The organism is Micromonospora sp. WMMA1923 (assembly GCF_049179195.1).
Lineage (GTDB): Bacteria > Actinomycetota > Actinomycetes > Mycobacteriales > Micromonosporaceae > Micromonospora > Micromonospora yangpuensis.
Map to the genome: position 1 here is coordinate 2,500,197 of NZ_JBMHLZ010000001.1, position 13,422 is coordinate 2,513,618.

At 71.3% G+C, this 13,422-nt stretch carries 14 protein-coding genes; 6 read left to right on the top strand and 8 right to left on the bottom strand.

Annotated features, from left to right (window positions below; all coding sequences use genetic code 11):
• Positions 1 to 214 precede the first annotated feature (214 nt).
• Entirely contained in the window at positions 215 to 1,423 is a 1,209-nt protein-coding gene (locus ACN28G_RS11170) for an ROK family transcriptional regulator (RefSeq protein WP_421479060.1), read from the bottom strand.
• A gap of 175 nt (positions 1,424 to 1,598) precedes the next feature.
• On the opposite strand from ACN28G_RS11170, the gene ACN28G_RS11175 reads away from it, so the two are divergent.
• From ACN28G_RS11175 to ACN28G_RS11185, 3 genes are read left to right on the top strand one after another with little or no spacing between them, the layout of a single operon-like run.
• Positions 1,599 to 3,266, top strand: a complete 1,668-nt coding sequence (locus ACN28G_RS11175; RefSeq protein WP_091438368.1) for an extracellular solute-binding protein — start codon at positions 1,599 to 1,601, stop codon at positions 3,264 to 3,266.
• On the top strand, positions 3,263 to 4,282 hold the full coding sequence (locus tag ACN28G_RS11180; protein WP_091438371.1) for an ABC transporter permease: 1,020 nt from the start codon (positions 3,263 to 3,265) through the stop codon (positions 4,280 to 4,282). Before ACN28G_RS11175 ends, ACN28G_RS11180 begins: the two co-directional genes overlap by 4 nt.
• Complete coding sequence (locus tag ACN28G_RS11185) at positions 4,279 to 5,250, top strand: carbohydrate ABC transporter permease (protein WP_091438375.1); 972 nt, start codon at positions 4,279 to 4,281, stop codon at positions 5,248 to 5,250. The genes ACN28G_RS11180 and ACN28G_RS11185 overlap by 4 nt, the downstream gene beginning before the upstream one ends.
• On the opposite strand, the gene ACN28G_RS11190 is transcribed toward ACN28G_RS11185, so the two are convergent.
• The 5 genes from ACN28G_RS11190 to ACN28G_RS11210 form a co-directional block, all read right to left on the bottom strand.
• The gene (locus ACN28G_RS11190; RefSeq protein WP_421479061.1) at positions 5,240 to 6,271 is read right to left on the bottom strand and encodes a hypothetical protein; all 1,032 of its coding nucleotides are present in this window, start codon (positions 6,269 to 6,271) and stop codon (positions 5,240 to 5,242) included. The genes ACN28G_RS11185 and ACN28G_RS11190 overlap by 11 nt on opposite strands.
• Entirely contained in the window at positions 6,268 to 6,624 is a 357-nt protein-coding gene (locus tag ACN28G_RS11195) for a PadR family transcriptional regulator (protein WP_421479062.1), read from the bottom strand. The genes ACN28G_RS11190 and ACN28G_RS11195 overlap by 4 nt, the downstream gene beginning before the upstream one ends.
• 134 nt (positions 6,625 to 6,758) lie before the next feature.
• Positions 6,759 to 7,442, bottom strand: a complete 684-nt coding sequence (locus ACN28G_RS11200; RefSeq protein ID WP_421479063.1) for a maleylpyruvate isomerase family mycothiol-dependent enzyme — start codon at positions 7,440 to 7,442, stop codon at positions 6,759 to 6,761.
• A gap of 287 nt (positions 7,443 to 7,729) precedes the next feature.
• Positions 7,730 to 8,443, bottom strand: a complete 714-nt coding sequence (locus ACN28G_RS11205; protein ID WP_091446487.1) for a hypothetical protein — start codon at positions 8,441 to 8,443, stop codon at positions 7,730 to 7,732.
• A gap of 103 nt (positions 8,444 to 8,546) precedes the next feature.
• Positions 8,547 to 9,011, bottom strand: coding sequence for an HNH endonuclease (locus ACN28G_RS11210; protein ID WP_091438384.1), 465 nt, complete (start codon positions 9,009 to 9,011; stop codon positions 8,547 to 8,549).
• Positions 9,012 to 9,149: 138 nt separating this feature from the next.
• Here ACN28G_RS11210 and ACN28G_RS11215 point away from each other — a divergent pair, with 138 nt between their 5' ends.
• The 3 genes from ACN28G_RS11215 to ACN28G_RS11225 all read left to right on the top strand — a co-directional run bounded on the left by ACN28G_RS11215 (position 9,150) and on the right by ACN28G_RS11225 (position 11,301).
• The gene (locus ACN28G_RS11215; RefSeq protein ID WP_091438386.1) at positions 9,150 to 9,575 is read left to right on the top strand and encodes an Hsp20/alpha crystallin family protein; all 426 of its coding nucleotides are present in this window, start codon (positions 9,150 to 9,152) and stop codon (positions 9,573 to 9,575) included.
• A gap of 149 nt (positions 9,576 to 9,724) precedes the next feature.
• Positions 9,725 to 10,717, top strand: coding sequence for a tyrosine-type recombinase/integrase (locus ACN28G_RS11220; RefSeq protein WP_091438390.1), 993 nt, complete (start codon positions 9,725 to 9,727; stop codon positions 10,715 to 10,717).
• 128 nt (positions 10,718 to 10,845) lie between these two features.
• Positions 10,846 to 11,301 (top strand): hypothetical protein, encoded by a 456-nt coding sequence (locus ACN28G_RS11225; protein ID WP_421479064.1) that lies wholly within the window; start codon positions 10,846 to 10,848, stop codon positions 11,299 to 11,301.
• Here ACN28G_RS11225 and ACN28G_RS11230 read toward each other — a convergent pair.
• Positions 11,295 to 11,996 carry a thymidine kinase gene (locus ACN28G_RS11230; RefSeq protein ID WP_091438395.1) on the bottom strand — a complete coding sequence of 234 codons (702 nt, stop codon included), beginning with the start codon at positions 11,994 to 11,996 and terminating at the stop codon, positions 11,295 to 11,297. The genes ACN28G_RS11225 and ACN28G_RS11230 overlap by 7 nt on opposite strands.
• A 45-nt stretch (positions 11,997 to 12,041) precedes the next feature.
• A complete protein-coding gene (locus ACN28G_RS11235) occupies positions 12,042 to 13,421 on the bottom strand; it encodes an MFS transporter (RefSeq protein ID WP_091438398.1) in 1,380 nt (459 codons plus the stop codon).
• Between the last annotated feature and the right edge of the window lies 1 nt (position 13,422).

Below are 13,422 nucleotides of genomic sequence, written 5' to 3' on the forward strand. Positions count from 1 at the left end.
CGGTGTCGAAGCGCTTCGACGGGCGTCGTGACGAGGTGGCATCGCGGTGTGGTGGTCGGACCGTCGACGGTGGACGCGGTGAAGCGCTTCGACGGCCCGGTGGAACCAGCCGACCCGGGTTGCCCGGACGACGGGGCGGCGCTTCGAGGTTGGCACCACCGTGCCGATGTGGTCAAGGGCCGGCGACCGGCGGATCCGGTGCCCCGGCGGTGCCTCACCGCGCCGGAAGTCGACCACTTTCGATGGCTGCGAGTGCGGCGGTCGCCCCACCCAGGGCGGTGGCCTGCGCGCCCAGCACCGAGGCGGCCAACCGGCAACCGCCCACAGCTCGGTCGGCGAGCTCCTGGCGCGCGGTGGGCAGCAGCCAGGCGCCCAGGGTCGCGAAGTGCCCGCCGACCACCACCACCTCCGGATCGACCAGGTTGGCCACCATCGACACCGCGTGGCCCAGGTGCCGGCCGATCCCGGCCAGCTGCGCCAGCACCGCCGGATCACCCTGACGGGCCAGCGTCTCGACCCGGTCGAGCTCCGGCAGGAAGTCGGTCACCGGGCCGTCGGCGACGGAGTCGGGCAACACCCGGGCGATCACCGCGGGCAGCCCGACCCACGCCTCCACACACCCGCTACGCCCACAGGCGCACCACGGCCCCTCGGCGGCCAACGGCAGGTGGCCGAGTTCGCCGGCCAACCCCCGGCCACCCCGCAGCAGCCGTCCGGCGCAGATGATCCCGGCGCCGACCCCGGTGCCGCCGGTGAGGTGCACCAGGTGACCGGTGCCGGCGTACGCGCCGTGGCGGTGCTCGGCCAGGGCGGCCAGGTTCGCCTCGTTGTCCACGCCGACGACGTACTCCGGGTCACCCAGGGCGGCCCGCAGCTCACCGGCCAGGTCGACCCCCCGCCACCGCAGGGCGGTGGACAGCTCGACCCGACCGGCGGCGTCGACCAGTCCGGGCACCCCGACGGTGAGGCCGAGCACCGTGCGGCCCTGACCGGTGACCCGGTTCAGCGCCCGGCGGGCCAACGCGGCCAGCGCGCGCACCGTGTCACCGGGAGCCGCCGCCGGCGCGGCGAAGGCCCGCCGCCAGGTCAGCAGCCGGGTGCCGGCCAGGTCGATCGCGACGACGGTCAGCTCGTCGCCGCCGATCTCCATGCCCAACGCCGCGTACGGCTCACCGTCGAGCACCAGCATGGTGGCGGGCCGGCCGATCCGGTGCTCGGTCAGCCCGGTCTCGCGGACCAGCCGGCCCTCGATCAGCTCGGTGACCAGGCTGGAGACGGTGGCCTTGTTCAGTCCGGTGTGGGCGGCGATGTCCGCCCGCGAGCAGGGCGCGTGCACGCGCACGTGGCGCAGGACCACGGCCCGGTTGGCCATCCGGACGTCACCGAGCTCCGTCGGCTGTGGTTCGTTGTGGACGCTGATCACAGTCTGCCCGCTCCCTGCACCGGTGGGCGCGACCCCGGCGGTGCCGGTACGGCCGTCACCGCTCCCTTGTGGGTCGCATCACCGTCGATTAGTTTGTTCGGCTAGAACACCAACTAATCCTAGCCGGACGAACCTGCTCCGCAAACCCGTCCCCAACCGATGAAGGGAGTGCGCCGTGACACCGTCCCCACCGGGCGCATCCACCGACCGCCGTACCGTGCTGCGTCTGATCGGCCTCGGCGCCGCCGCCACGATCGGTGGCACCACCCTGGCCGGCTGCAGCAAGGAGGTGGGCAGCCAGGGCAGCGCCACCAAGGCCGACGCGATCAAGGCGGTGCTGCCCGCGTACCAGCCCGCCGAGCTGCTCAAGCCGGACATCCCCGGCGAGGGCTCGATCCCCAGCGGCTACCTGAAATACCCCACCGACCTGGTCGACGCGGTCACCGAACAGCCCATCCGCAGCGGACAGCCGATCCGGGCCATCAGCCCCTGGTGGGGACCGACCCCACCGGCCAACGACCGCAACGCCTACATGCAGGCCATCAACGCCAAGCTCGGCGGCGAGATGGTGGTCAGCGTCCAGGACGGCAACACCTTCGCCGACAAGCTCAGCGCCCTGCTCGGCGCCCGCGACGTGCCCGACCTGCTCAGCGTCCCCAACTGGGAGGTCGACAAGATCGCCCGGTTCTCCGACGCCACCAAGGCACTCTTCGAGGACCTCACCGACCACCTGCAGGGCGACAAGGCAGCCGCCTACCCGTACCTGGCGGCCCTGCCCACCAGCAGCTGGGAGTACTGCGTCTGGGGCGGCCGCCTCTACGCCGCCCCGTTCCCACCCGACGGTCCGTTCGCCTGGCTGCTGTTCCAGCGCAAGGACCTCGTCGACGCCGCCGGCCTGGGCACCCCCACCTCGATCGACGAACTGTACGAGTTCGGCAAGAAGGCCACCAACGCCGACCGGGGCGTCTGGGCCTTCGGCACGGTCTTCGACATGGTGCAGCAGTTCCACGGCTGCCACCAGACCTGGCGCAAGAAGCCCGACGGCGGCCTGGAACACAAGTACGAGACCGCCGAGTTCACCGCCGCCCTGGAGTTCACCGCCCGGCTGTTCGCCGAGGGGCTGGTACACCCCGACACCGTGGCCAGCAAGGGCGCCGACGAGAAACAACTCTTCAACGGCGGCAAGATCCTCATGTTCCAGGACGGCGCCGGCGCCTGGGAGGGCATGCAGGGCGAACAGTCCAAGGTCACCCCCGGCTACACCATGCAGCCCGTGCCGCTGTTCGGCGTCGGCGGCAAGGACCCGGTCGTGTGGGGCAAGGACATCCCGGTCTTCTACACCTTCGTCAAGAAGGGCCTGGGCACCGAACGGGTGCAGGAACTGCTACGGGTGATGAACTGGTGCGCGGCACCCTTCGGCAGCCGCGAGTTCGAACTGCGCGAGTACGGCGTGCAGGGCACCCACTTCACCCGGGGCGCCGACGGCACCCCCGCGTCCACCGAACAGTTCCGCAAGGAGTTCGCCGGACAGGTCAACGGCCTGGCCGGACGCCCCCCGGTCAAGATCCGCCGCAGCGACGCCCCCACCTACGTCCAGGAGTACATCGAGTACCACAAGAAGTTCATCGGCCTGCGCGAGACCGACCTGTTCGCCGGGATCAAACTGGAACTGCCGGCCAACTGGTCCAAGCAGCTGCAGCCCACCGACGACAAGATCCGCGACATCCTGCGCGGCCGGCGTCCCCTGACCGACATGGCCCAGGTGACCAAGGAGTTCCTCTCCGGCGGCGGCGAAGAGGGGCGGGCCTTCCACGAGAAGGCCCTGTCCGACAACGGCCGATGAGTCGCACCGACACACCCGCGCCGTCCCCGGTCGACCGGCACCTGCCGGCCGGGGACGGCCCGGCCACCACCACGCCCACCCGGACCCGCCGCACCCTGGGCGCACGGCTGCGCCGGGACTGGCCGCTGCTGGCGATGACCGCCCCGGCCGCCGTACTGCTGCTGGTCTTCCACTACCTGCCCACCCTGGGCAACGTCATCGCCTTCCAGGACTACAACCCGTTCCTCGGCGAGGATCCCCTGGAGGCGTTCCTCTACAGCCAGTGGGTAGGCTTCGGCAACTTCGAGATCCTCTTCCGCGACCCGCTGTTCTGGGACGCCGTGCGCAACACCCTGACCATCACCGCGTTCCAGCTGGTCTTCTTCTTCCCCCTGCCGATCTTCCTGGCCATCCTGCTCAACAGCGTGCTCTCCGGCCGGATCCGCGGCTTCGTGCAGAGCGTGGTCTACCTGCCGCACTTCTTCAGCTGGGTGCTGGTCGTCACGTTCTTCGTGCAGATGTTCGGCGGCGCCGGCCTCCTGGCCCAGGAGATGCGCCAGGCCGGGCTGGAACCCTGGAACATCATGACCAACCCCGACACCTTCATCCTGCTGGTCACCGCCGAGTCGGTCTGGAAGGACGTCGGCTGGGGCGCCATCGTCTTCCTCGCCGCGCTGTCGGCGATCGACCCCAACCTGTACGAGGCGGCCGCCGCCGACGGCGCCGGACGGTGGCGCAGGCTCTGGCACATCACCCTGCCGGGCCTGCGACCGGTGATCGTCCTGCTGCTCATCCTGCGCCTGGGCGACGCCCTGTCGGTCGGCTTCGAACAGTTCATCCTGCAACGCGACGCGGTGGGCCGGCAGGCCGCCGAGGTCCTGGACACCTTCGTCTACCACAACGCGATCGCCACCCAGCAGTGGGGACAGGGCGCCGCCGCCGGACTGTTCAAGGCCGTGATCGGCCTGATCCTCATCGTCGCGGCCAACAAGATGGCCCACAAGCTGGGCGAACAGGGGGTCTACTCCCGCTCATGAGCACCCAGATCAGCCCCGCCGGCCCGGTGCCGGCCGGCCCCACCCCCACCGCACGCCTGCCCCGGCGGCGCACCGGCCGCCCCGCCTGGGAAGAACCTCCCACCGCCGCCGGACAGGCCGGCAAGGGCGCGATGCTCACCCTGCTCGTCCTGGCGGTGCTGTTTCCCATGTGGTCGGTGGTGGTCACCAGCCTGTCCTCCCGCCAGACCATCAACGACACCGGTGGCATGGTCGTGGTACCCCGCGAGTTCGACCCGTCGGCGTACATCTCGATCTTCTCCGGTGGCACCATCACCCAGGCGGTGTGGATCAGCACCCTGGTCACCGTCGTCGGTACCGCCGTCAGCCTGGTGCTGACCGTCCTGGCCGCGTACGGGCTGTCCCGGCCCGGCTCGGTGGCCCACCGCAGCCTGCTGTTCCTGTTCCTCGGCACCTTCCTGATCTTCCCCGGGCTGGTGCCCAGCTACCTGGTCGTCACCGGACTGGGCCTCAAGGACAGCCTCTGGTCGCTGATCCTGCCCAGCGCGATCAGCGTGTTCAACCTGGTGGTGATCCGGGCGTTCTTCATGAACGTCCCCGGTGAGCTGCTCGACAGCGCCCGCATCGACGGGGCGGGGGAGTTCCGCGTCCTGTGGCAGATCATGCTGCCGCTGTCGCGGGCGGTGATCGCCGTCGTCGGCCTCTTCTACGCCGTCGGCTACTGGAACGCCTACTTCAACTCGGTGCTCTACATCGACGACAACAGCAAGTTCCCCATCCAGCGGGTCCTGCAGTCCTACATCCTGGCCGGCCAGTCCCCGAACGTCTCCGGGGCCTCGGTCAGCCTGCCCGGTGTCACCGCCTACCCACCCACCCTGGCGGTCAAGATGGCCGTGGTGGTGGTGACCGTGCTGCCGGCGGTCATCGCGTACCCGTTCGTGCAACGCCACTTCACCAAGGGCGTCATCACCGGCGCGGTCAAGGGCTGACCCGGCGCGCGGGACGCCCCGACGTCCCGCGCGCCGGCCCACCACTCTCGACGGCGGGGTGGGTGAAGGTGAGCCGTCGTCGGGCCAGCAGCGCAGCCGACATGACGATCGCCGCCGCGACGGCCGCGATGATCGCCGCTGTGGCCAGCGTCGTCCAGTCCGCGTTCGGCCCGCCGCCGTACATGGCGATGGCGAGTTGCGCGGCCAGCGGATGCAGCCACAGCATGCCGACCGGGCCGAGCAGCACCAGCAGTGCCCACGCGCCACGAAGGTCGTGGCGCACCGCCAGCCCCACGCCGACCAGCACCGTCACCACGAGAAGTGCCGTCCCGACGCCCGGCAGGACCTGCCCGGCGGGCCAGCCGTAGTACCCACGGAGCAGGCCGCCACCGTCACGGGCGAATGTCACCGCTACCGGTAGCGCCACGGCGGCACCGGCGACGGGCAGCAGTCGTAGCCACCCGGGCGGCCGGCCGGGAACGCCGAGCGCCACGAATCCGAGGCTGACCTGGGCGAGCAGGACGAACAGCGGAGGCCGGGACCGGTCGACGACGGCGGCAAGCGGTACGACGGCGACGGTGAGGACCAGGGCGAGACCGATCGCCAGGCGCGTCCACCGGCCGGGTGTCACCACCTGCACCACCGCGGCGAGCAGCCATGCCGCCCACACGCCGAGACCGATCGAGACCGACGTGCCGTGCTGTGCGAAGCCGAGCCACGGCGTCGTCCACGGATTGAGCTCCAGCATGGCCCAGCCGCCGGCGAGGGTCGTGGCGGTCACCAACGCCAGCGTCGCGGCCAGCCGCACGCCGGGGCCGATTCCGCTGGCACCGGTCGCGCGCAGGCGTTGGCGTAGCCCGCCGCCGGCCACGTCGGTCACGTCGGCGACCGAAGGCCACCGCCGGTCCGGCGAGGACAGCGCGAGGTACGTGCCCACGATCTCGGTGCCGCGCGCGTCACGGTAGCCGGCCGGGTAGCAGATCCTGACCAGTCGCCGGTAGCGGCGTTCCAGGTCGCTCATGCGATCCCTCCACTGAGTCGGGGTGCGCCTCGACGGGTACGTGTGGTCAGCCGGGCGGTTGCCGCCTCGACGTTGCGGCGCATCCGCTCGGTCTCGTTGGCGAGCAGCTCACCGCCGGGCTCGGTGAGCCGGTAGTAGCGGCGCAGCCGGCTGTCCACCACTTCCTCCCGCTCGACGGTGACCAGACCCGCGTCGAGTAGCCGGTCGAGGGCGCCGTAGAGCGTGCCGGGGCGCAGCGACACGCGGCCGTCGGACAGCCGGGCCACCTCGGTGATCAGTCCGTAGCCGTGCAGCGGCTGCGCGGCCAACGCCGTGAGAATCAGAAACGTGGGTTCGCGTACCGGTGTCTCCACGCCCTCAATATATCGGCTGCGAAGGTATACCGGCGGATTGCCGGTTCCGGCCGGTGAGCCCCCGGGTGCACACGCCGAGCGCGTGCTTCCGGGATCCGCGCGGCGAGGGTCGTACCCCGGGCGCGGGGTGGGGATCAGCCGAGGGTGAGGCCGCGTAGGCCGAGCCGCGCCAACGCGGCGGACTCGTCCGGGTCGACCGGTGTGCGGCCGGTGGTCTTGCGCAGCAGGGTCACCGGGTCCCAGTCGAGGGTGTCGACGGCGGACCGCCAGCGCGGGCCGAAGAGCAGCCGTTGCAGGTGGTGGGCGGCCGGTGTGGTCAGCCACGGTGGCTGCCGTAGCGCATCGGCGACGTCCAGTCCGTGTACGGCGACCTCGACCAGGCGGGTGGTGAGGAAGTCGGTCAGCAGCATGGCGTCGCCGTGCCGGGTCCGCACGATCCGGCCGGGAGGTTCCTGACGGCAGGTCGTGACCACGGTGGTCAGCGTCGCGGACAGGTCCCGCACGAGCAGCGTGGGCTCGACATCGGTCGCGCGAGCGCACGCGGTGGTGATCCGGTCGTCGTTGGACGTGGCGCTGAACCGGTGGTCGGGGCGGTAGTAGTCGGTGGCGGTGGTGTCCGGCCGGTGCGGTCGCGCTCCGGCGGTGGCGTCGGCCACCCGGGCCAGCACGGTGACGACGTGACCCACCATGTCCCGGACCGTCCAGGGTGCACAGCGGGTGGGTTGCTCCCAGTCCGGCGGGCCCAGCCGGTCGAGGACCGCGACGAGAGCGGCGGTTTCGGCCCGCAAGGCGGTCAGCACGTCGTCGGCACCCGTCATCGGACTCCCTTCCCGGGGGTTCACCCCATCAGTGTCCCTCCGCCCGTCCCTCCACACCGCCCCGCAATAAACGAATTACCGGTAAAACCAATACGGAAATCAAACCCAACTAAAGCGGACATACCGTCAACACATCATAATGACTGTTCTTGTGCGTAATGACTTACGCTGGTGCATCCGTAGGGTGAGCCGAAGCACCCGCAGGTGCCGAGCACCGCGGCACGCAGCCGACACCGGCCCTGGGCTCACGGTCTCCGCCGGGGCACGGTGTCGGCTGAACAGGGGAGCTAGGACAGGGCTGCCGCAAGGTCGGTGGCGGCCTCGTACGCGGCAGCGGCCCGGGTGGCGTCGTCCGCGCTCAACGCGACATGGTCCACGCGGGCCAGCATCTCGACTGCCGTGGCCGGATCGTTCAGGACCATCGCCACCTCAGCGCGGTAGACGAGCACCTCCACCAACGCGACCGGGTCGTCATCCGCCTCGGGACGAGCCAACGCGCTGTCAAGGATCCGCGCCGCCTGTCGGGCGTCCCCTCGGGAGTCTGACTGCACGACGGCGTTCGCCATCGCCCTGCCCAGCCGCCCGGTCCGCTCCGGCGCGGGGGAGGCCGGGGTTTTCTGGAAGACGCGGATCCAGTTGCCGCCCGGGTCGATGACGCTGAAGCCGCTCAGCCCGTCGGCGTTCCTGCGCGCCCGGGGCCGGGTCATCCGCGGCATCCCGGAGACCAGCACCTTGCCGTACGCGGCGCGCATTCCCGCCGCGAAGGCCCGGTACAGCTGTCCGGTGTCCGGGGTCAGCACGACACACGAACCGTAGGACTGCGCCGGATCGAAGCCCGCGATCTCGAAGAACTGCAGATGCAGGTCCTCGCGTTGCAACCCCACGGCCGGGTTGGGCTTGCGCTGCTGGTAGGTGGTGTGGAAGCCGAGCACCTGGTAGAAGGCGACGATGTCGTCGACAGACGGGCAGGGCAGCAGGGGGACGGTCATCTCGTTGGCCACCCGTACTTCGTAGCCGTCGTGAATGGGCGCCCGCACATGGAAATGGCAGGTTGTCGGCCACCGACGACCGATCGGCCGATGCTGCGGGCGGGCCCCGCCTCGGTCAGGAACCCCGCCCGTACGACGCGCGCGCCTCGGCCACCTGCGCGGCCTGCCGTTCCCGCCACCGCCGCTGGGCCTCCCGGTTGCAGACCCGGCAGACCCGCCGCAGCCGGCCCGTGGCCGGATCGACCTCCCGGTCATGACCGTTGCGGCACTGCGGGCGCTGGGTGCGCTCGCGGCAGTTGTCCGCGTGGGTGACCTGACGCAGGTGGGTCGGCTCGATGCAGTCGGGCACTCCGCAGTCGTGGTGGACCTCCAGGCTCGGGTCGTAGCCGCCGACGAAGACCACGTACGCCGCGATGTGCGCCCACGCCCGGCCGGCGACCTTCTGGTACACCCCGCGCTGGTCGCCGTAGCCGCGCACGACCAGGCAGCCGTTGTCGGCCCGGGTCGCGCGGTCGAGCAGGTACGCCCGCAGGGTGTCCGCGGTGAAGTGGCGGGACAACCCGGTGATCGCAGACAGCACCGGGTCAGGGTAGGACCCGGGTGTGACGCCGGTCGACTTGACGGCGGCGGCGCGGCGCGCTACATAAAGAGGGGAGGACTTGAGTCACCTCGACTCAACTCGACACCTTCGGCACAGGAGAACCGAGGAGGCACCGCCATGCTGATGCGTACCGACCCGTTCCGGGAGATCGACCGGCTGACCGAGCAGTTCTTCGGCACCACCGCCCGTCCGGCCGTGATGCACCTGGACGCCTACCGCGACGGCGAGCACTTCTACGCCGCGTTCGACCTGCCCGGGGTGGACCCGGACAGCATCGACTGCACCGTCGAGCGCAACGTGCTGACCGTACGCGCCGAGCGCCGCCGGCCCGCCGGTGAGGCCGTCGAGATGGTCGCCGCCGAACGGCCGATGGGCACCTTCACCCGTCAACTGTTCCTCGGCGACACCCTGGACACCGACAACCTGCAGGCCAGCTACGACAACGGGGTGTTGACGTTGCGCATCCCGGTGGCCGAGCGGGCCAAGCCGCGCCGGGTCGCCATCGCCGCGGCCGGTAACGGCCGCCGGCAGATCGACGCCTGAGCCGCGACCGCCCCACCGGGCGGACCCGACCACCACCGGTCGGTGTCGCGGGCGACGCAACGGCCCGCGACACCGACCGGCGGGAGGGCACGTACCTCCGGCGGCGCGGCGGATGGCGTTGCGCCGCAAGGGCTGAGAACATTTTTCACATGTGGTCTTCGCATGTTCCGGCGCGCTCGTCGACCCGCCTCGCCGTGGGCGACGGCCCGGCCGACTTCACCGAGGCGTGGCTGCGTAACCGGCGGCTGTCCGACCACACCCGCGACGCCTACCGCCGCGACATCACCGGCTGGCTCACCTGGTGCGCCACCCGCGGCCTGGACCCACTGCGGGCCAGCTTCCTCGACGTCAACGACTACGGCCGGCACCTGGAGTCCACCCTCGGCGCGCGCAGCGGCCGACCGTTGACCCCGGCCACCGTGGCCCGCCGCCTGTCCGCCCTGTCCAGCTGGTACGACTTCCTGGTCAAACTCCGCGCGGTCGAGGCCAACCCGGTCTCCGGCGCCGACCGCCCGCGCATCGACCGCGACCACTCCAACACGGTCGGGCTCAGCCCCGACGAGGTCGACGCGCTGCTGGCCGCCGCCGACGCCGACACCGGACCGACCGCCGCCCGCAACCGGGCCGCCATCGCCCTGCTGGCCGACCTGGGCCTACGGGTGGGGGAGCTGGTGTCGCTGGACCTGGCCGACCTGGGCGCCGAACGCGGCCACCGCAGCATCCGGTTCGTCGGCAAGGGCGGCCGGGCCCGCCGCCGCGCCCTGACCCCCGGCACCGCGTACGCCGTCGACGCCTACCTCACCGCCCGCGCCACCGCCCAGCAGACGACGGTGGCCGAGCTGACCGGGCCCCTGCTGGTCACCGCCCGCGGTGGCCGCCTGGACCGGCACGCGGTGTTCCGGCTGGTGCGCCGCCTCGCCCAGACCGCCGGGCTGCCCGCCTGGGCGAAACTGTCCCCACACTCGCTGCGGCACGCCTTCGCCACCACCGCCCGCGCCGAAGGCGTACCGCTGGAGGACGTCCAGGACGCCATGGGCCACGCCGACCCGCGCACCACCCGCCGCTACGACCGCGACCGGCACAACCTCGACCGCGACCCGGCGTACGTCATCTGGGCCGCCCGCGCCCGCCGCCGCAGCTGACCGGCGCTCAACACACCGCACGTCGAGGCCATGATGGGCCTCGACGTGCGGTGTCGTCGCGGCGCAGGTCCGGGCGACCGGGCCAAGTCGCTGCGCCCGGCCCCGGGGGTTCTCTACGGTCGTAAGGCGTGGGGGAGACCGGCTGGGTCCGACCGGCCCGACGGCGACGGCCGCTGCGGGCCGGTCTGCTGCTGGCCGGCTGCGCGGTGGCGCTGTGCTGCGTCGGCGTGGCCGGACTGGGGCTGTGGAACGTGCAGGTCGTCCGGCAGGCAAGCGGCCCGGCCCGGGAGGCCGCCGACGGGTTCCTGCGGGAGTTGGCCGCCGGCGACACCGACGCCGCCTACGAACGGCTCTGCGCCGAGACCCGTACCCGGTGGAGCCGGCTCGGGTTCGACCAGTGGGTGCGGACCCCGCCGCTGCTCACCGGCCACCAGATCCGGCAGGTGTCGGTGAACACCCGCGACGGACGGCCCCGGGTCACGGTAACCGCCCGGCTGGACCGCGACAGCGGCCGCGCCGAGGACCGGGACCTGACGGTGGTCCGCGACGGCGACGGCTGGAAGGTCTGCGGCGACCCCTACTGACCACCGAGGTCACCGGTGCGGTGGTGACGTCGGCACAGCACCTGGTAGCGCACCTGCCCGGTGGGCACCGTGTCACCGATGACGACCTGCGCACCGGAGCGCACCACCTCACCGTCGACGACCCGGGCGTTGAGCAGCCCCTCCCGACCACACCAGCACAGCACCTCGACCTGGATCCGGGCCACCTTGTCGGCCAGTTCGAACAGCCGCTGCGCGGCCGGGAACAGACACGACCGGAAGTCGGTGGCCAGACCGAAGGCGTACACGTCGACGTCGTACCGGTCGACCAGCTCGGCCATCTGCTCGACGTGCGCCACCTCGTAGAAGCTGGCCTCGTCGCAGATCAGGTAGTCCACCCGTACCCCGTCGTCGCGGGCCTGACGCACCAGCGTGCGCAGGTCGAGGGTGTCGGTGACCTCGATGGCGGTGTGCGCCAGGCCGATGCGGGTGGTGACCTGCGGACCCAACGACCTGTCGATGCGGGTGGTGACCAGACCCCGGCGGCCCTGCCGGGCGTGGTTGTAGTTCATCTGCAACGCCATCGTGGACTTGCCGCAGTCCATCGGCCCCCAGAAGAACGTCAGCGCCGCGGCGTGCCGTGGACGGCCGTCGGCACCCCGCCCACCGGGGTCGCCGACCGAGCCGGACAGCCCTCGGGCCAGGCAGGTCGGTGCGGTGGCGGCGTCGTCGGTCACGGTCGGGCAGCCTAGCTCATCGACGCATGCGGATCGTTCGGGTCGTCACAGCACCCGGGGCGGGGTGTTGCCGGCGGCCAGGATCGCCCGACGCACCGGCACCGCGGCCAGCAGCGCGAACCCGACCACGAAGAAGATCAGCAGGGAGACCAGACCCACCCGGTAGGAGTTGGTGAGCTGGAACACCAGCCCGAAGGCCAACGGACCCAACCAACTGGTGCCCTTGTCGCTGATCTCGTAGAAGCCGTAGTACTCGCCCTCCTTGCCGGCCGGGATGAGCTGACTGAACAACGACCGGCTCAACGCCTGACTGCCGCCCAGGACCAGACCGATCGCCGCACCGAGGACCATGAACGGCACCGGCGCCTCGGCGGGCAACCAGAACGCGCCGAGGATCACCCCGGTCCACAGCACCAGGCTCAGCAGGATCGTCTTCCACGCCCCGATCCGCCCGGCCAATGCCCCCAGCAGCAACGCCCCACCGAAGGCCAGGAACTGCACCAGCAGGATCGTCACGATCAGGGTGCCCTGGTCCAGCCGCAGCTCCTCGGTGCCGTACTGGCTGGCCAGGGCGATCACCGTCTGGATGCCGTCGTTGTAGACCAGGAACGCCAGCAGGAAGAACAGCGTCAACGGGTACGCCCTGATCTGGCGCAGCGTACGACCCAACTGCCGGAACCCGTCGGTGACCGGGTTACCGCCGGCCAGGGCCCCCGCGCTCGGGTGCTCGCGCAGCCAGCGCAGCGGCAGCAGGGTGAACGCCGCCCACCACAGCCCGGCCGACACGATCGAGGCCCGGGCCAGGTCCAGGGTCCGCTGGTCGTCACCGTCGCGGCTGAACATCATCACCACGACCAGGTTCAACGCCAGCAGCAACCCACCACCGAGATAACCCAACGCCCAGCCCCGGCTGGAGATCGCGTCCCGCTCGTCCGGGCCACCCAACTGCGGCAGGAACGAGTTGTACACCACCACCCCGGCACCGAAGGCGATGTTGGCGACCACGAACAGGGCGCCGCCGAGCAGGTACCGGTCGCCGGTGACGAAGACCATCGCGACGGTGGCGGCCGCGCCGGTGAACGCCGCGGCACCCAGCAGCCGCTTCTTGTGCGCCGACCGGTCGGCGATCGCGCCGACGACCGGCAGCACGAACACGGTCAACAACACCGACAACGACACCAGGTACGGAAAGTACGACCCGGCGGCCACCTTGATCCCCAACGGGTACACGTACCCGGTGCAGTCCGGCGCACCCAACGCGCACCCGGCGGCCTGCTTCGCCACCGTGGTCAGGAACGGGCCGAGGAAGACCGTCAACACGGTGGTGGAGAACGCCGACATGGCCCAGTCGTAGAGGTACCAGCCGCTGCGTTCCCGGCGGGTGCTGGCCGGCTCGCACCGGCTGGGGGTGACCGTCTCGGCCATC